The sequence below is a fragment of the Tabrizicola sp. BL-A-41-H6 genome (assembly GCF_050632395.1).
Classification (GTDB): Bacteria; Pseudomonadota; Alphaproteobacteria; order Rhodobacterales; family Rhodobacteraceae; genus JAUYQR01.
The window spans coordinates 832,562-849,355 of sequence record NZ_CP192600.1 but is presented as its reverse complement, the minus strand read 5'-3'; the positions used below and the strand labels follow the sequence as shown (position 1 = coordinate 849,355).

Annotated in this window: 21 protein-coding genes; 7 read left to right on the top strand and 14 right to left on the bottom strand. The window is 64.7% G+C overall.

The window, feature by feature from the left end:
* Nucleotides 1-30: 30 nt before the first annotated feature.
* The 5 genes from ACROUL_RS04255 to ACROUL_RS04235 all read right to left on the bottom strand — a co-directional run bounded on the left by ACROUL_RS04255 (nt 31) and on the right by ACROUL_RS04235 (nt 5,845).
* On the bottom strand, nt 31-2,529 hold the full coding sequence (locus tag ACROUL_RS04255) for a GcvT family protein (RefSeq protein WP_431298302.1): 2,499 nt from the start codon (nt 2,527-2,529) through the stop codon (nt 31-33).
* A gap of 132 nt (nt 2,530-2,661) precedes the next feature.
* On the bottom strand, nt 2,662-3,666 hold the full coding sequence (locus tag ACROUL_RS04250; RefSeq protein WP_431298301.1) for a hypothetical protein: 1,005 nt from the start codon (nt 3,664-3,666) through the stop codon (nt 2,662-2,664).
* Nucleotides 3,667-3,793: 127 nt separating this feature from the next.
* On the bottom strand, nt 3,794-4,582 hold the full coding sequence (locus tag ACROUL_RS04245; protein WP_431298300.1) for a metal ABC transporter permease: 789 nt from the start codon (nt 4,580-4,582) through the stop codon (nt 3,794-3,796).
* Entirely contained in the window at nt 4,575-5,354 is a 780-nt protein-coding gene (locus ACROUL_RS04240; protein WP_431298299.1) for a metal ABC transporter ATP-binding protein, read from the bottom strand. Before ACROUL_RS04240 ends, ACROUL_RS04245 begins: the two co-directional genes overlap by 8 nt.
* The gene (locus ACROUL_RS04235) at nt 5,351-5,845 is read right to left on the bottom strand and encodes a Fur family transcriptional regulator (protein ID WP_431298298.1); all 495 of its coding nucleotides are present in this window, start codon (nt 5,843-5,845) and stop codon (nt 5,351-5,353) included. Before ACROUL_RS04235 ends, ACROUL_RS04240 begins: the two co-directional genes overlap by 4 nt.
* Before the next feature lie 69 nt (nt 5,846-5,914).
* On the opposite strand from ACROUL_RS04235, the gene ACROUL_RS04230 reads away from it, so the two are divergent.
* Nucleotides 5,915-6,811, top strand: coding sequence for a zinc ABC transporter substrate-binding protein (locus ACROUL_RS04230; protein WP_431298297.1), 897 nt, complete (start codon nt 5,915-5,917; stop codon nt 6,809-6,811).
* A 60-nt stretch (nt 6,812-6,871) separates the two neighbouring features.
* Nucleotides 6,872-7,831: an aldose epimerase family protein gene (locus ACROUL_RS04225; RefSeq protein ID WP_431298296.1), complete on the top strand. Its 960-nt coding sequence runs from the start codon at nt 6,872-6,874 to the stop codon at nt 7,829-7,831.
* 6 nt (nt 7,832-7,837) lie between these two features.
* Here the strand turns inward: ACROUL_RS04225 and ACROUL_RS04220 are convergent, their stop codons facing one another.
* Nucleotides 7,838-8,821 (bottom strand): adenosine kinase, encoded by a 984-nt coding sequence (locus tag ACROUL_RS04220; RefSeq protein WP_431298295.1) that lies wholly within the window; start codon nt 8,819-8,821, stop codon nt 7,838-7,840.
* Entirely contained in the window at nt 8,818-9,462 is a 645-nt protein-coding gene (gene nth / locus ACROUL_RS04215; protein WP_431298294.1) for an endonuclease III, read from the bottom strand. Before nth ends, ACROUL_RS04220 begins: the two co-directional genes overlap by 4 nt.
* Before the next feature lie 100 nt (nt 9,463-9,562).
* Between nth and ACROUL_RS04210 the strand changes: the two genes are divergently transcribed.
* From ACROUL_RS04210 to ACROUL_RS04200, 3 genes are all read left to right on the top strand, one after another.
* A complete protein-coding gene (locus ACROUL_RS04210; protein WP_431298293.1) occupies nt 9,563-10,393 on the top strand; it encodes a methylated-DNA--[protein]-cysteine S-methyltransferase in 831 nt (276 codons plus the stop codon).
* A gap of 119 nt (nt 10,394-10,512) precedes the next feature.
* Nucleotides 10,513-11,163 carry an OmpA family protein gene (locus tag ACROUL_RS04205; protein ID WP_431298292.1) on the top strand — a complete coding sequence of 217 codons (651 nt, stop codon included), beginning with the start codon at nt 10,513-10,515 and terminating at the stop codon, nt 11,161-11,163.
* A 104-nt stretch (nt 11,164-11,267) separates the two neighbouring features.
* The gene (locus ACROUL_RS04200) at nt 11,268-12,035 is read left to right on the top strand and encodes a FadR/GntR family transcriptional regulator (RefSeq protein WP_431298291.1); all 768 of its coding nucleotides are present in this window, start codon (nt 11,268-11,270) and stop codon (nt 12,033-12,035) included.
* A gap of 64 nt (nt 12,036-12,099) precedes the next feature.
* Here ACROUL_RS04200 and ACROUL_RS04195 read toward each other — a convergent pair whose 3' ends face one another.
* From ACROUL_RS04195 to ACROUL_RS04175, 5 genes are all read right to left on the bottom strand, one after another.
* Nucleotides 12,100-12,654, bottom strand: a complete 555-nt coding sequence (locus ACROUL_RS04195) for a F0F1 ATP synthase subunit B (RefSeq protein ID WP_431298290.1) — start codon at nt 12,652-12,654, stop codon at nt 12,100-12,102.
* A 4-nt stretch (nt 12,655-12,658) separates the two neighbouring features.
* Nucleotides 12,659-13,183, bottom strand: coding sequence for a F0F1 ATP synthase subunit B' (locus tag ACROUL_RS04190; protein WP_431298289.1), 525 nt, complete (start codon nt 13,181-13,183; stop codon nt 12,659-12,661).
* A 70-nt stretch (nt 13,184-13,253) separates the two neighbouring features.
* Nucleotides 13,254-13,490 (bottom strand): F0F1 ATP synthase subunit C, encoded by a 237-nt coding sequence (locus ACROUL_RS04185; RefSeq protein WP_431298288.1) that lies wholly within the window; start codon nt 13,488-13,490, stop codon nt 13,254-13,256.
* A 44-nt stretch (nt 13,491-13,534) separates the two neighbouring features.
* On the bottom strand, nt 13,535-14,296 hold the full coding sequence (locus ACROUL_RS04180; RefSeq protein ID WP_431298287.1) for a F0F1 ATP synthase subunit A: 762 nt from the start codon (nt 14,294-14,296) through the stop codon (nt 13,535-13,537).
* A gap of 3 nt (nt 14,297-14,299) precedes the next feature.
* Nucleotides 14,300-14,626 carry an AtpZ/AtpI family protein gene (locus ACROUL_RS04175; RefSeq protein ID WP_431298286.1) on the bottom strand — a complete coding sequence of 109 codons (327 nt, stop codon included), beginning with the start codon at nt 14,624-14,626 and terminating at the stop codon, nt 14,300-14,302.
* Nucleotides 14,627-14,829: 203 nt separating this feature from the next.
* Between ACROUL_RS04175 and ACROUL_RS04170 the strand changes: the two genes are divergently transcribed.
* Nucleotides 14,830-15,180, top strand: coding sequence for an ArsR/SmtB family transcription factor (locus ACROUL_RS04170; RefSeq protein WP_431298285.1), 351 nt, complete (start codon nt 14,830-14,832; stop codon nt 15,178-15,180).
* 196 nt (nt 15,181-15,376) lie between these two features.
* The gene (locus ACROUL_RS04165; protein ID WP_431298284.1) at nt 15,377-15,550 is read left to right on the top strand and encodes a hypothetical protein; all 174 of its coding nucleotides are present in this window, start codon (nt 15,377-15,379) and stop codon (nt 15,548-15,550) included.
* On the opposite strand, the gene ACROUL_RS04160 is transcribed toward ACROUL_RS04165, so the two are convergent.
* Together ACROUL_RS04160 and rpmE are read right to left on the bottom strand one after the other, a co-directional pair.
* Complete coding sequence (locus ACROUL_RS04160) at nt 15,519-16,325, bottom strand: division plane positioning ATPase MipZ (protein WP_431298283.1); 807 nt, start codon at nt 16,323-16,325, stop codon at nt 15,519-15,521. The two genes, ACROUL_RS04165 and ACROUL_RS04160, sit on opposite strands and share 32 nt — an antisense overlap.
* A gap of 240 nt (nt 16,326-16,565) precedes the next feature.
* Nucleotides 16,566-16,787 carry a 50S ribosomal protein L31 gene (gene rpmE, locus ACROUL_RS04155; RefSeq protein WP_305567999.1) on the bottom strand — a complete coding sequence of 74 codons (222 nt, stop codon included), beginning with the start codon at nt 16,785-16,787 and terminating at the stop codon, nt 16,566-16,568.
* Nucleotides 16,788-16,794: the final 7 nt, after the last annotated feature.

The window sequence follows — 16,794 nt, the reverse complement described above, 5'->3', positions numbered from 1 at the left end:
GGGCCTGGGCTGCGTCAAGCGGGCCGCCGGTCAGCCATCCACACGGATGCGCGCGTTCGTGGGATCGAAGGGGCTGTCTTCGACAACCACGGCGTCCCATTCCTTGAGCAACATCTTGACCTTGAGGCGGGTTCCGACCTCGGCCAGATCGGGGCGGACGTAGCCCATTCCGATCTGCTTGCCGAAGGCGACGGAATAGCCGCCGGAGGTGAGGCGGCCGATCTTCTCGCCGTTGAGGAGAAGGGCTTCCTTGCCCCACGGATCAGCGTCGGCGGGGCCGTCGATCAGGAGGGTGCAGCATTTGGAGCGGATGCCGGTTTTCAGCATCGCGTCCTTCCCTTGGAAATCCTTTGAAAGATCGACGAAGCGGTCGAGCGCGGCCTCCAAGGGCGTGGCGTCGCGGCCAAGTTCGTTGCCGAAGGCGCGGTAGGATTTTTCTTGGCGAAGCCAGTTCTGGGCGCGCGCACCGACCAGTTTCATCCCGTGCTTTTCGCCAGCGGCAAGAAGCTGGTCCCAAAGGTAACGCTGCATCTCGATCGGGTGGTGGAGTTCCCAGCCAAGTTCGCCGGTGTAGGCGACGCGGATCGCGTTGACCGGGCACATGCCGAGTTCGAGCTTGCGGGCGGAAAGCCAGGGGAAGCGCTTGTTCGACAGGACGGTGTCAGGATCGGCGTCCTTGACGATTTCGCGCAGGATCTTGCGGGAGTTCGGGCCTGCAAGGGCGAAGACGCCCCATTGCGTGGTGACGTCGTGGATGTCGATGTAGCCGCCACCGCGCCCCATGAAATCTTCGGCACTTTGGCGCAGGTAATCGGCATCATAGGCCGTCCATGCCCCGGCGGAGACGAGGTAGTAGTCGTTCTCGCCGTTGCGGACGATGGTGTATTCGGTGCGGGTGGTGCCGTGCGGAGTGAGGGCGTAGGTCAGGTTGATGCGGCCGACCTTCGGCAGCGCGTTGCAGGTGAACCAGTCGAGGAAGGCGGTCGCACCGGGGCCGCGCACGATGTGCTTGGTGAAGGCGGTGGCGTCAATCAGGCCGGCGGTTTCGCGGATCGCCTTCGCCTCATCAACAGCGAAGGGCCACCACGCGCCGCGACGGAACGAGCGGCTGTCATGGTCGAAGGTTTCCGGTGCGTCTTTCGGGCCGTAGTAGATCGGGCGTTCCCAGCCGTTCACTTGGCCGAACTGCGCGCCGAGCGCCTTTTGGCGGTCGTAGACGGGCGCGGTGCGCAAGGGGCGGCAGGCTTCGCGTTCCTCATCGGGGTGGTGCAGGATGAAGACGTGGTTGTAGCACTCCTCGTTCTTCCGAGCTGCATATTCCGTGGTCATCCAACTGCCGTAGCGCTTGGGGTCAAGCGAGGCCATGTCGATCTCGGCTTCGCCTTGGGTCATGAGTTGCGCGAGGTAGTAGCCGGTGCCGCCCGCGGCGGTGATGCCGAAGCTGAACCCCTCGGCCAGCCACATGTTGCGCAGGCCGGGGGCCGGGCCGACGAGGGGGTTGCCGTCAGGGGTGTAGCAAATCGGGCCGTTGAAATCGTCTTTCAGGCCAACGGTTTCCGAGGACGGCAGGCGGTGGATCATTGACATGTATTCCGCCTCGATCCGCTCAAGATCGAGCGGGAAGAGGTCGGCACGGAAGCTTTCCGGCACCTCGTAGGGGAAGCGGGCGGGGGCGCCATATTCATAAGGCCCTAGTATCCAGCCGCCGCGTTCTTCACGGACATACCACTTTGCGTCGGCGTCACGCAGGACCGGGTGCTGCGGGTTGGTCTTGCGCCATTCGACGAGGGCGGGGTCGGGTTCGGTGACGATGTACTGATGCTCGACCGGGATCGCGGGGATCTTGATGCCAAGGAGGCGGGCGGTGCGTTGCGCGTGGTTGCCGGTGGCGGTCACGACATGTTCGGCGGTGATCTCGAACTTGTCATCCGAAGGCACGAGGCGGCCGCCGGTTTCCACCATGCGGGTGCAGGACACGATCCATTCGGAGCCGGTCCAGCGATAGCCATCGACCTGCACCTTGCGTTCAAACGTGCAGCCGAAGGCGCGGGCGCCCTTGGCCATCGCTTGGGTCACGTCGGCCGGATTGATGTAGCCGTCTTGCGGGTGGTAGAGCGCGCCGACAAGATCTTCGGTGCGCAGCAAGGGCCAGCGGTCCTTCATTTCCTTGGGCGTCAGGAATTCATGGTAGACCCCGGCGGTTTCGGCGACCGAGGAATAGAGCATGTATTCGTCCATGCGTTCCTGCCGCTGGGCCATGCGCAGGTTGCCGACGACGTAGAAGCCGGGGTTGAGGCCGGTCTCCGCCTCGAGCCCCTTGTAGAAATCGACGCTGTATTTGTGGATGTGGGTCGTGGCGTAGGACATGTTGAACAGGGGCAGAAGCCCCGCCGCGTGCCAGGTGGAGCCTGCGGTAAGCTCGTCACGTTCAACGAGCATGGTGTCCCATCCGGCCTTGGCGAGGTGATAGGCGATCCCGGTGCCCACCGCGCCGCCACCGACGACCAATGCTTTGACATGCGTTTTCATTCTGCGGACTCCCGGACAAGCTTTGCCCCTATCTGCCAGACGGGCGGCAAACCGGGCAAGTCCACCCGACCTTTGGCGTCAGAAAACGACATGCACTTGTCTTTGCGCGGCGTGGGGCGCGGCGTCGGGTCGCTACTCGCCTTCGGCGGGGGGTGGTGCGACCGAGCAGAACTTGCCGCCCGCCCGTTCGCCGCATCCGGCGCCGGCGGCCTTGCCTTGCAGTTCAAGCCGGCCTTCGCCTTTCAGAACGCTGGCGTCAGCGGCGGCATCTTCCTTGGGCGGCGCATCGCCTTGCGCTTCGGCAGCCTTCGCAGCCTCGGCTTCGGCGGCCTGAAGGTCGGCGTCGCGTTCGGCGGCCTCGGCTTCGGCGCGGGCGGCGCGGTCGGCCTCGAACGCTTCACGGGTAGCTTCGTCGAGAGCGGAGGCCAGAACGATCACCGGCACGTCGCCAAGCCCGGCGACCTTGTCGACGACCGAAGCATTCATCGCCTTGACGTGCAGCGTCTGGAAGAACGCCACCAGGTCCTCGTCGCGCATCCGCTGCGAGGCGAGAACGCGAATCTGGATCTGCGCGCCGACATTAGCGAGGAAATAGCGCGCGCGCATGCCCTTGGGCAGCAGGTCTTCGGTCACGTCGAGGCCACGCACCGTCATGAAGGGCGTCGGACGGAACATTGCGCCTTGCATCTGCAGTTCCATGCGCTGCTGCATTGCCGTGAAGCTGGTGAAGATCGTGTTGGGGTAGCGCACGGCCTGAAAGATCACCCGGCGTTCGCCATTTTCATAGGTGAGCGCGGCTTGGGTAAGCCCCTTGCCGGACGCCTCGGTGGCGACGGCGGCGATGTAGTCGGCGGCGGCGTCGGTTTCCGCGTTCTTCGACTTGGCGAGGAACGGTTCGGTGTCTTCGGGCACGGTGGGGCGCACGGTCCAGCCTTCGGGGGCTGCGGGCAGCATCTGGGCAAGACCAGAGGGCAGGCCCGAGGCGCTGGAGGCGCTGGAGCCGATGCCGGTCAGCCGTTCGGTGAAGCCGCCGAGGTAGGCGCTGACGGTCAGGCCCTGCCCGTCAGCGGTGCCCGCGTTGCGCTTGGCTGAGGTGAAATCGACGTAGAGAAAGCCGCCGATGCCAAGGGTCGCCATGCAGATTAAGCCGATCAAGCGAAGCACGTGATGCGCACCTTTTATTGCTGTGACCTGCCGTCTAGCGACAGATTCGGGCAACCTTCGGGCAACGCTCGGACAATTTCCCGATTGATGCGCTTTTATCTCAGCCCCGCATGCGGCCGAGACTGGCGCTGGCGGCAAAAAGAACGGCGGCGGCGACGATGATCGACGGGCCGGCCGGGGTATCTTGCCACAGCGACAGCGCAAGGCCGGCGATGGCGGCAAGGGCGCCGATCACGGTGGCCATGACGGCCATCGCTTCGGGGTTCCGGGCAAGGCCGCGTGCGGCGGCGGCGGGGATGATGAGGAGCGCGGCAATCAAAAGCGCGCCGACCACCTTGAGCGACACGGCGACCACGACGGCGAGGGCGAGGACCAGCACCATGCGTTCGCGTTCCGGGCGGATCCCGGCGGCGTGGGCAAGGTCTTCGCTGAGGGTGGCGGTCAGAAGCCGCTGCCAGCGCCAGGCGATCAACGCGGCGACCGCCAGCGCGCCGCCCCAGATCAGCGCAAGGTCGGCGCGGCTGACGGCGAGGATGTCGCCGAAGAGGTAGGCGGACAGGTCGGTGCGGACGCCGGGAAAGAAGCTGACGGCGACGAGGCCGAAGGCCAGCGCGGAGTGGGCGAGGACGCCCAGCGTGGTGTCCATCGCCCAGCCGCGCGCGGCGAGGGTCGCGACCGTTACGGCCATTGCGAGGGCCACGACGAGGGTGCCGGCGATGATCGGCAGATCGGTCGCCAAGGCCAACGCCACGCCCAGGATCGCGGCATGGGCAGTGGCATCACCGAAATAGGCCATGCGGCGCCAGACGACGAAGGCGCCGAGGGGCCCGGTGGCGAGCGACAGGCCGACCCCGGCGAGGCCGGCGCGGACGAGGAAATCGTCAAGCATGGTCGTGCTCGTGGTGATCGTGGGCGTGGGTGTGATCGTGCGTGTGATCGTGCGTGTGGTCGTGCGTGTGGTCGTGATCGTGGACGTGCTGGTAAAGCGCCAGCGCGCCTTGGGTGCCAAGCCCGAAAAGAGCGCGGTATTCCGGGGCGCTGGACACGACGCGGGGCGTGCCTTCGCAGCAGATGTGACCGTTAAGGCAGATCACCCGGTCGCTGGCCGCCATGACGACATGGAGATCGTGGCTGACCATCAGGACCGCGGCGCCGGTGTCCTGCCGAACGGCCTCGATCAGGCGATAAAAGCTCGCCTCGCCGGGCTGGTCGAGACCTTGGGTCGGCTCGTCCAGCACCAGAAGCTGCGGGTTGGAAAGAAGGGCGCGGGCCAGAAGCGCGCGCTGCATCTGGCCGCCCGAAAGCTCGGTCATCTGGCGCATTCCGAAGCCGGGCATGCCGACGCGGTCCAGCGCCGTTTCGGCCGCGCTGTCGGCAACCCGCTGCGGCAAGGACAGGAAACGACGCACGGTCAGCGGCATCGAGCGGTCGATGTGCAGGCGCTGCGGCACGTAGCCGAGACGCAGGCCATCGGCGCGCGTGACCCGGCCTTCGGCCACCGGGACGATGCCCAGAAGCGCACGGAGCAGCGTGGATTTACCCGAACCGTTGGGGCCGAGAATCGTCACGATCTCGGCCGGGGCAATCGAAAGCGTCACATCGTGCAAGACCTCGGTCTCGCCGTAGCGGACGCAGATGTGATCGGCGGCGATCAGGCTCATGAGGCCTCGCGGCAGGCGGGGCAGAGGCCGATCGCCTCGATGGTGGAGCCTTCGATTACGAAGCCAAGGCCCTTGGCGGCCCCGTCGAGCGCCTTGCGCACCGGGGCGGCTGCGGCCTCGGCCACGGCGGAACAGCTGCGGCAGATCAGGAACACCGGCTGGTGCCCTTCACCGGGATGGGTGCAGGCGGTGAAAGCGTTGAGGCGCTGGATACGGTGGGCAAGACCTTGATCAACAAGGAAATCCAGCGCGCGGTAGACCACGGGGGGCTGGTTGCCGAAACCTTCGGCAGCCAGTCGGTTCAGCACGTCATAGGCACCAAGCGCGCGGTGCTCCTCCAGCAAGATTTCCAGCACGCGACGGCGGACCGGGGTCAGCCGCGCGCCGGCCTCGGCACAGATCGCGTCGGCGCGCGCCATGGCATCGGCCGTGCAATGGGCGTGGTCGTGCCGGGCAAAGGCCAGATCGACACTGGGGTGGGGTGTTGGCATCTTCGCGCCTTGACTTGTTATGATATTACATTCAATAGGCGATCCATAAGCAAAGGGAAAGCCCGGATCATGCGTTATATCATTACGGCCCTGATGGCCAGCATCGCCCTGCCTGCATTTGCCGAAGTGCCATCGGTCGTGACAGACATTCCGCCGGTGCAATCGCTGGTGGCGCAGGTGATGGGCAATCTTGGCAGCCCGGTGCTGCTGCTGGCGAAAGGGGCGGACGAGCATGATTTCCAGTTGCGCCCAAGTCAGGCGGGAGCGGTGGCGGAGGCGGGGCTTGTGGTGTGGATCGGGCCGGAACTGACGCCGTGGCTGGAGACCGCGCTGGCGAACAGGCCGGAGGGTGCGGCGGCGCTGGCGCTGTTGGATGCGCCGGGGACGGTGACCATTGGCTATGGCGAGGCTGAAGCGCAGGACGACGGGCATGACCATGACCACGGGGCGCACGACCCCCACGCCTGGCTGGACCCCGACAACGCGGTGGTCTGGCTTGGTCTGATCGCAGCAGAGCTTTCGCGGCTGGATCCGGCGAATGCCGCGACCTATGCGACCAATGCGGCCAATGCGACGGCAGGGGTCAAGGCGATGGATGCGGACCTGACCGCCCGGCTTGCGCCAGTGAAGGACCGCGCCTTTGTGACCTTTCACGATGCCTACGGTTATTTCACCGCCCATTACGGGCTTGCCACTGCGGGCAGCATCGCGCTGGGCGATGCCGCCGACCCCGGCGCCGCACGGTTGAGCGAGATCCGCGCCATGCTGGACGACGGGTCGGTTGAGTGCATCTTCCCCGAGGTGCAGCATGATCCGGCGCTGGTGATGCAGGTAGCGGATGGCACTGGCGCGGTGATCGGCGGGGCGCTTGACCCGGTCGGGTCGTCGCTGGAAACGGGTGCCGGAGCCTACGCTGCATTGCTGACCGGGATCGCGGACACGCTGCTTGCCTGCAAGGCACCCTGATCGGGCTTGACCCGCACGGCCGTCGCGGCCATCCCTGCGAGATCAGCGCAAGGGGACATCATGCAATCCGGCACCGAGACGATCGGCACAACCAGTGCGGGGTTGCCCATTGACCGCATCATCCTTGCGGCGGGCGACCTCAAGGCCAGCATCCTGACGCTGGGTGCGGCGTTGCAGGGTGTCTGGCTGGCAGGCGTGGCGCACAGCCTGACCATCGGGTCGGAGGATGCGGCGCTCTATGAAACCACGATGCGGCACCACGGCACGCTGATCGGGCCGGTGGCGAACCGGATCACCGGATCGGCGGCCAGCATCGGTGGGGTGCTGCACCAGTTTGTGCCCGAAGCAGGCAGCGCAATGATTCTGCATTCCGGGCCTGCCGGGACGCAGCGCAAGGTCTGGGCGGTGATCGACCGATCTGACGCTCATGTGACGTTGGGGCTGACCCTGCCGGACGGCGAAGGCGGGTTTCCGGGCAACCGGCTGGTGCGCGCGACCTACAGCGTGGTTGCGCCGGCGACGCTGCGGCTGGAGATCGCGGTGACGACCGATCGTGCGACCTTGGTCAACTTTGCCAACCACAGCTACTGGAACCTTGATGGCAGTGCGTCGTGGGCCGGCCACCGACTGCGGATCGCGGCGGAGCATTATCTGCCGACGACCGAGGCCGTCACGCCGACGGGCGAGATTGCGGCGGTTGCAGGCACTGCGTTCGATTTTCGCGAAGAACGGGTCGCCGAGCCGGGTGCGCCGCCGCTGGACACCAACTTTTGTCTGGCGAACGCCCGCCGGGCATTGACCGAGGCGCTGGTGCTGACCGGCAAGTCCGGCGTGCGGATGACGGTTGCCACAACGGAGCCGGGGGTCCAGCTTTACGACGGGCGCAGCGCCTATCGCGGCCTTGCGATCGAGCCACAGCTTTGGCCGGATGCGCCGGGGCGCGCGGGATTTCCGCCGATCGACCTTGCCCCCGGCGAGGTTTACGCGCCGGTCACGGAATGGCGGTTCGACCGGGTTTAGCGGCGGTCAGACAAGGCCCTCGTTCCGGAACAGCGCCTTGAGATCGGCCTCGGGGCGCGCGCCGAAATGGCTGATGACTTCGGCGGCAGCGACGCAGCCCATGCGTCCCGAGGTGGCGAGGCTTTGGCCGGTGGCCATGCCGTACAGGAAGCCGGCGGCGAACTGGTCCCCTGCCCCGGTGGCATCGACGGGAACCACGCGGTGGACCGGGACGACGACCTGTTCGCCGCCGCGTACCACGATCACATCATGGCCGGAGCGGGTGCAGACCACGAGGCCCGCATCTGCGGCGGCCTGTTCGAGGGCAGCGGAGAGGTCGGTCTGATAGAGCGAGGCCCATTCGTGTTCGTTGCCGATGACGTAGTCGAGCGATTTCACCAGACGGCGGAAATCGTCGCGGTGCCGGTCGACGCAGAACGGGTCGGAAAGCGCGATGCCGGCCTTGCCGCCCTTGGCGTGGCAAAGCTGGACGGCGCGTTCGAACGCCTGTTTGCCCTTGGGCTTGTCATAGAGATAGCCTTCGAGGAACAGGATCTCGGCATTGCCTGCCACTGATGCGGAAACGTCATCGGGGCCAAGTTCGGACGAAATGCCGAGGTAGGTGTTCATCGACCGCTCGCCATCCGGACTGACGAAGATCATCGAGCGCGAGGATGGAAGTTCGCCACCGGGTACGGGCGGATTGACGAAATCGGTGCCCTCATCCGCCATCGCCTTGGCGTAGAAGCGGCCCAAGGCATCGTCATGCACGCGGCCGATGAAGGCGGTGGTCAGGCCGAGGTTGCCAAGACCAGCGAGGGTGTTGGCGACTGACCCGCCCGGTGCCTGCTGGCGGTTGGTCATCGCGCCGTAAAGCAGCTCGCCCCGTTCACGTTCCACAAGCTGCATGATGCCCTTCTGGATGCCCATCAGATCCAGAAAACTGTCATCGGCGGTGGAGAATACATCCACGATGGCGTTGCCGATGCCGACGACCTGATAGGTTTTCATTCGGTCTTGTCCTCGTAAAGGCACCACTCCCGGATCGGGCAGATGCCGCATTTCGGTGTGCGCGCGACGCAGATATACCGCCCGTGCAGGATGAGCCAGTGGTGTGCGTGGCGCTGGAATTCGACGGGCACGTTGTCTTCGATAGCGCGTTCGACGGCCAATTCGTCACGACCGGGGCAGATGCCGCTGCGGTTGCCGACGCGGAAGATGTGGGTGTCGACGGCTTGGGCCGGATAGCCGTGCCACATGTTGAGAACCACGTTCGCCGTCTTGCGCCCGACCCCCGGCAAGGATTGCAGCGCGGCGCGCGAGGTGGGGACCTGGCCTTCGTATTGGTCGATCAGGATGCGGCTGAGTTTGATGACGTTCTTGGCCTTGTTGCGGAAAAGGCCGATGGTCTTGATCATCTCGGTTAGGCGTTCCTCGCCCAGGGCGAGCATCTTTTCCGGGGTATCAGCGATCTGGAACAGCGCCCGTGTCGCCTTGTTCACGCCGACGTCGGTGGCTTGCGCAGACAGCGCCACGGCGACGAGCAGGGTGAAGTCGTTGACGTGTTCAAGTTCGCCCTTCGGTTCCGGTTCCAGTTCCTGGAAGCGGGTGAAGATCGCCCGCATCGCGGCGTAGGGAAGCTGCTTGGCCATGCCTTCTTCTGCCAGCCGAACCGTATCAGCGCAAGGATGCGCAACATCCGGGTCGCAGGCCGGCGTGGGGTTTCGTATGGTGCGGGCCAAGGAGACCGCCATGACCGACCAGTCACCCGCCTACCACTACGCCGTCATCGCCCGCGCGCTGAAGATCATCGACGCGGCAGGGCCGGGGCTGACGCTGGAGGGGTTGGCCGGGGAGATGGGGATGAGCCCGGCGCATTTCCAGCGGACGTTTTCGGCGTGGGTCGGGGTCAGCCCCAAGAAATACCAGCAATACCTTGCCATCGACCATGCCCGCCGCCTGCTGGCCGAGCGGCACACCACGCTGTCGGCGGCGCTGGAGGTTGGGTTGTCAGGCTCCGGGCGGCTGCACGACCTGTTCCTGACATGGGAGGCGATGGCACCCGGCGATTATGCGCGCGGTGGCGCGGGGCTGGAGATCCGCTGGGGCTGGTTCGACAGCCCGTTCGGCCCGGCGCTGGTGATGGCGACGGACAAGGGCATCTGCGGGATCGGCTTTGCCGATGAGGTGGGGGCCGATGCGGCGATGGTCGATCTGGTCAGCCGCTGGCCGAAGGCTGCCTATGTGGAAGACCCGCTGGCGATCCGGCCCATGGTGGATGCAGCCTTCGGCGGGCGCGATACGGCCCTGCACCTGATTGGCGCCCCCTTCCAGATCAAGGTTTGGGAGGCGCTGCTGGCGATACCGTCGGGACATGTCACGACCTATGCCGACATTGCGGGCGCCATCGGCCACCCATCGGCGCACCGGGCGGTCGGCACGGCGGTTGGGCGGAACCCGATTTCCTTCCTGATCCCCTGCCACCGCGCGCTGCGCCGCGACGGAGGTCTTGGCGGCTATCACTGGGGGTTGGAGCGCAAGCGCGCGATGCTGGCATGGGAGGCGGCGCGGATCGACGGCTGACTGCGATGCGCGAAAGGCTGCCGAAGTGGCAGGGGGCTGTAAGTCATCCTTTGCCTTTGCTATAAGGTGCGCACGAGCCCGGTTCACGGGCCGACCCATCACCCTGAGGCGAGAGCAACATGTTCAAGACCCCCCTTATCCTGGCGACTGCCAGCGTTCTGGCGCTGACCGCCTGCGTCGATCCGAACGCCTACCCCGATGACCCGAATGCCCGGTCGCGCAATGGTGCCATCCTTGGCGGCCTGACCGGCGCGGTTCTGGCCGGCACCTCGGGCGGCGGTGACAATCTGGCGAAGGCCGCAGTCGGCGGCATCGTCGGCGCGGCGCTTGGCGGCGCGGTTGGCGCATCGCTTGACAAGCAGGCCGCCGAACTGCGCGGTTCGCTGAATTCCAACATCTCGGTCACCAACACCGGGCAATATCTGATCGTGAACATGCCGCAGGACGTGCTGTTCGCAAGCGACAGCGCCACGCTGCGCCCGGACCTGACGAGCGACATCAAGACCGTGGCATCGAGCCTGCTGCAGTACCCCAACAGCACGATCGAGGTCATCGGTCACACCGACAACACCGGGTCGGCAGCCTACAACCAGGACCTGTCGCAACGTCGCGCCGTGTCTGTCGCAAACATCCTGCGCGAAAGCGGCGTGCCGAATGGCCGGCTTACCGCCTTTGGTCGCGGCGAGGATGCGCCTGTCGCGTCGAACATGACGCCGGAAGGCCGGGCGCAGAACCGCCGGGTCGAGATCATCATCCGCCCGACTGCCTGAGCCGGTTGAGATTTTCGGAAAAGGGCCGGGTTCGTTCCCCGGCCCTTTTTCATTGAGCTTTTTCCCCTGTGGTCATAATTTCAAACCAATCATCGGGGACGCGCATGCCATTCTTGAAGGTCCAGACGGAGAAGCTGTCGCAATCCGTGGTCCGCCAGATTGAACAGCTCATTCTGCGCGGCATCCTGCGCCCCGGCGAGCGGTTGCCGTCGGAACGCGACATGGCCGACAAGCTTGGCGTGTCGCGGCCCAGCCTGCGGGACGCGGTGGCCGACCTGTGCGCGCGCGGGCTTCTGGTGACCCGGCCCGGAGCGGGTGTGTTCGTGGCGGATGTGCTGGGGTCGGCGTTTTCGGATGCGTTGATCCAGCTGTTCTCGACCCATGAGGAAGCGGTGTTCGACTACATCTCGTTCCGGCGCGACATGGAGGGGCTGGCGGCAGAACGGGCGGCGCGGCTGGGGTCTGAGACCGACCTGAAGGTGATCGCCACGATCTTTGCGAAGATGGAGGCCGCGCACCAGAAGCGCGATCCGTCGGACGAAGCGCAACTGGATGCCGAGTTCCACATGGCGATCATCGAGGCGAGCCACAATGTCATCATGCTGCACATGCTGCGGTCGATGTTCGACCTTTTGCGGCAGGGGGTATTTTACAATCGGCAGGTCATGTTCAGGAACCGCATGACGCGGGACCAGTTGCTGGACCAGCACCGTGCGATCAACGCGGCGTTGCAGGCGCGCGATCCGGTGGCGGCGAAGGCGGCTGTCACGGCGCATCTGGATTATGTGGAACAGTCGTTCATCGACCAGATCAGGGCCGATAAGCACGAGGCGATTGCCCGGCAGCGGTTTGAACACGAACAGATGCGATGACCGGCGGCCATGAAAAAACCCGGGAGCCTTGCGGTCCCGGGTTTCAATGGTTGGCTTGGGTGCCTCAGTGCAGCTTTGCGTCCACTTGCGCGATGGCCGCGTCGATCGACGCCGAGGCGGCGTCTGCGGTCATCTGGCGCGCAAGCACATCGCCCGCCGCCGCGATGGCGAGGTTGACGGCCTGTTCCCGCACCTGACGGACAGCCGCGGTTTCGGCAGAAGCGATCTGGTCGGTCGCTGCAGCAAGACGCCGGGCGATGGAGACCTTGAGGTCTTCCTTGGCCTGGGCGGCGGCGGCAAGCGCCTCTTCCCGAGCCGAAGAGACGATACGGTCTGCCTGCTCCTGCACTTCTTTCTGACGCCGTTCGTAAGTGGCGAGGATCGTCTTCGCCTCTTCGCGCAGGGCGCGGGCCTCATCCAGTTCAGCTTTGATCTGGGTGGCGCGGGCGTCCAGCATCCCGGTCAGCTTGCCCGGCACCTTGAGGTAGACCAGGAGGGCGACAAAGGCGATGAAGCCCAGAAGCACCACGAAGTTGGTGTTCTGCAGCGAAAAGAACGGGCCGGTTGCCGCAAGCGCGGGCGATGCGATCAGCGCCAGAAGAATGGAAAGCCGTTTCATCGCCTTATCCTTTCAGCCGGGCAGTAACCGCAGCGGCCACCGTTTTCGCATCTGCCGCGCCGCCAAGCGCCGCGACAAGTTCCTTGGCCGTGTCGCGCGCCACTTCGGTGATTGCGGACACCGCGCCTTCACGGATCTCGGCAATCGTCTTTTCCGATTCCGCTGCTTTCGCGGCGATTTCGGCATCTGCCTTGGCGGTGGCGGCGTCCAGATCCTTCTGGATGTCGGCCTTTGCCGAGGCGACGATCTTGGCCGCTTCGGTGCGGGCGGTGGCAAGCGCGTCGTTATACGCCTTTTCCGCCGCGACGGCCTTGAGCTTCAGCTCTTCAGCAGCGGCGAGGTCGTTGGTGATGGTGCCTTTGCGTTCCGCCAGAACCGCGCCGATGCGTGGCAGGGCGATGCGGGACAGCACGAAGTAGATCACGACGAGCGTGACCAGAAGCCAGAAAATCTGGTTCGGCCAAGTGGAAAAATCCAGCTGGGGCATGCCCACAGCCTTTCCCGCCTCGCCATGTGCCTCGGTAGCCATGTCGTCGTCTCCTCAAGCCCAGGGAACCGGGGCCAGCCGTGCGACTGGCCCGAAAGTCAGGTCCGAAGGATCAGACGGCGAACATCAGCAGGAGGGCGATCAGGAACGAGAAGATGCCCAGTGCTTCGGCGAATGCGATGCCGACGAAGAGGTTGGCCATCTGGCCGGGGGCTGCCGACGGGTTGCGCAGGGCACCCGACAGGAAGTTGCCGGCAATGTGGCCCACGCCGATGCCAGCGCCACCGAGACCGATCGTAGCCAGACCGGCGCCGATGAACTTGCCCATTTCTGCGATATCGCCTTCCATTTGGTAGCTCCTTTTTGGAATTGGCTAGAGTGTGAGTTCAGACCTTAGTGGTGTGCTTCGCCGACGGCGTCGCGCAGATACACGCAGGTCAGAATGGTGAAAACGTAGGCCTGAACCGCTGCAACCAGCACTTCCAGACCGTAGATGGCCATGATCGCGGCGATCGGAACGACCGAGGCGACACCCATCGCCCCCGCGAAACCAGCGAACACCTTGATGACGGCGTGGCCAGCCATCAGGTTGCCGCCAAGACGAATGGAGTGCGACAGCGGGCGCACGAAGTAGGAGATGATCTCGATCACGGCGAGGATCGGTCGTAGCGCGAGGGGCGCGGACGACACCCAGAACATCGCGAGGAAACCGGGGCCCTTGCGGATGAAGCCGACGATGGTGACCGTGAAGAACACCAAAAGCGCCAGCGTCGCGGTGACGGCGATGTGCGAGGTGGTGGTGAACGAGGTGGGGATCAGGCCCAGCATGTTCGACAGGAACACGAACATGAAGAGGGTCATGATGTAGGGGAAGAATTTCAGCGCGTCGTGGCCGGCGACTTCTTCAACCATGTTGTGGATGAAGCCGTAGAACAGTTCCGCCACCGACTGGCCGCGCGAGGGCACGATGGCCCGGCGGCGGGTGGACAGGACCAGCAGCGCCACCATCGCAAGGATGGCGATGCCCATCCAGAGCGTGACGTTCGTAGGCGTATACCACTCGATCGGGCCGTCGCCGAACAGCGGCTTGACGATGAACTGGTCCATCGGATGGATCTGTAGCCCGCCCGTATGCTCCTCGCCCGTCGTCGCCATGCGTCAGTCCCCTTTTTTCTCGGCCTTGTCGGCCGCCGTCTTTGCCAGTTGCCTTGCCGAGCCGAGCATCGTCTTGATGCCCGCAGCAAAGCCGAAGAGCGAGAAGATGATCAGGAAGATGGGCAACGTGCCAAACAGCACGTCCAGCCCGTAACCGATGCCCATTCCCAGCAACATGCCGGTCACAAGCTCGATCACCATCCTCCAGGCCACCTCGCCCTGCGAGAAACCCTTTACCGTGTTGGTCTTCGGCGGCGGTTCCTGACCCTTCACCTTCTTCAAACGCTCTTCTAGCGCGCGCAGACGGTCTGGATCGGGATCTGACGACATGTCGAAGCCCCTTCACGTTCGCGGCGGAACCTACGGAGGAGGGGTGTCCGAGTCAAGCGAAGAGAGGGGCGTCAGAGTTTGGTCTATATATCTGGTATTACTGTATTTTTTCGGGCACCCGCGATCTGTGCGACAAACGTGCCGTTCGGCCCATATTCAACCATCCGGTTGACGATCAGCCCGGCAGGCGGGATAGAGGGAAGATGAGCGCCAGCCTTGATACCGTCTTTGCCGCCTTGGCCGACCCCACCCGGCGCGCCATTCTGGCGATGCTGCTGGAGGATGACATGGCGGTCACCGATGTCGCCGAGCCGTTCAAGATGAGCCTTGCGGCGATTTCGAAGCATCTGGCCGTGCTGTCGGAGGCGGGGTTGGTCAGCCGCGAGCGGCGCGGGCGGGTGATCTGGTGCAAGTTGGAGCCGGATGCGTTGAAAGCGGCGTCGGTCTGGATGCAGGGTTTCGGGCAATTCGAGGCGGTTGATCTGGACGATTTCGAGCGTTTCCTTGCGGCGGAGCTCTTGGACCCCGAAACCGTCGAACCGCCGCAGGATTGACCAGATTTCGTCACACCTGTTGAGAAAGTCCTGCAATTCGGCCGTTTCAGCGGAAATTTGGGGTAGTTTGCCCCCCTGCGCTGGAAACAGTTTGTTGAATCAACACAACAAACCGTCCCGGATTCAACCTTAACGTGCCTTAGAACGGCCCCGCTTGGCAGCGAAATTGTCCTCAACGAACCAGAAGGGACACACCATGCAAAAGACCGTTGAACTCCTCCACAAGATCGGCCTGATCCGGGCAAAAGTGACGTCCAACGCTGGTGACAGCACCTTCGAGAAGCGCATGAAGAAGATCGACCGCGCCCGTCAGATGGCGACGAACGGCAGCATGATCTTCAAAAATCGGCCTGCACACGCGAAAGCCTGAGTCCCGAGACGAGGTCGCGCAATTCCTGTCGGGCAGCGATGTTCGACAGGTTCAGCTGATCGACCCCGGTATCGCGCAGATCCAGCAGGGTAAGGCCGCGCGGAAACAGTTCGCGGAAGATCACCCGTTCGGAAAACCCCGGAACAACCCTGAACCCGATGCGGCGCGACAGATCTTCCAGCGCGGCGCCGACCTTTTTCTTGTTGTGCATCTGCTGGGCACCCAGCCGGTTACGCACCACCACCCAGTCGATCGGCTTCAGCCCGGCTTGCGCCCGAAGCTGCCGCGCGCCCCAAACCATTTCGGCATAGATCGACGGCCCGAGCACCTTTCCCGTTTCGGCATCGACGCGGGCCAGAAGGTCGAAATCCACGAAACTGTCGTTCAGGGGCGTGATCAGCGTATCGGCCAGCGAATGCGCAACCTGACTGAGCCGGGTATGGCTGCCGGGGCAATCGATGATGATGAAGTCCTTTTCCGGGTCCATCGCCGCGACGGCTGCGGTCAGGCGCTGGTCATACGAGTTTTCGCTGCCCCCGGTTGCCGGGGCAGCTTCCGGCAGCAGACGATAATCCGGTGTCGGCAGATCGATTCCAGTGCGGGCAATAAAGGCGCGGCGGTTTTCGATGTAGCGCCCGAAGGTGCGCTGCCGGAGATCGAGGTCAAGCGCCCCTACCCGGTGCCCCATGCGCGCCAGCGCCGTGGCCACATGCATGCAGGTGGTCGATTTGCCCGACCCGCCCTTTTCGTTGCCCACCACGATGATATGCGCCACGCCACACCCACTCAGACCCTGCACGTTTGCCCGCCGGTCTTATCGCGGTCCTGTGAACCTGTGCAAGCAGGCTTGGGCCGGTTCTTCATTCAACCTGTGCATCCGGTCGCACGTTCACAGGGACGCATGGCCGCGCCCTCCGCAGAGCTCGCACCGGCAACCGATCGTTCTGGCGGAGGGTCCGAAAAGCAAGACGCCGCCCGAGGGGGGCGGCGTCGAGGCGTTTGCGTCGGGCGTGGCTTAGAAGCCGAGGCCGGCGTATTTGTTCTTGAACTTCGACACGCGGCCGCCGGTGTCGAGGAGCTTGGCGTTGCCGCCGGTCCAGGCCGGGTGTGCAAGCGGGTCGATGTCGAGCGCCATCTGGTCGCCTTCCTTGCCCCAGGTCGATTTGGTCTGGAACATGGTGCCATCGGTCATCTTGACGTTGATGGTGTGGTAGTCGGGGTGAATGCCCTGTTTCATGACGGCG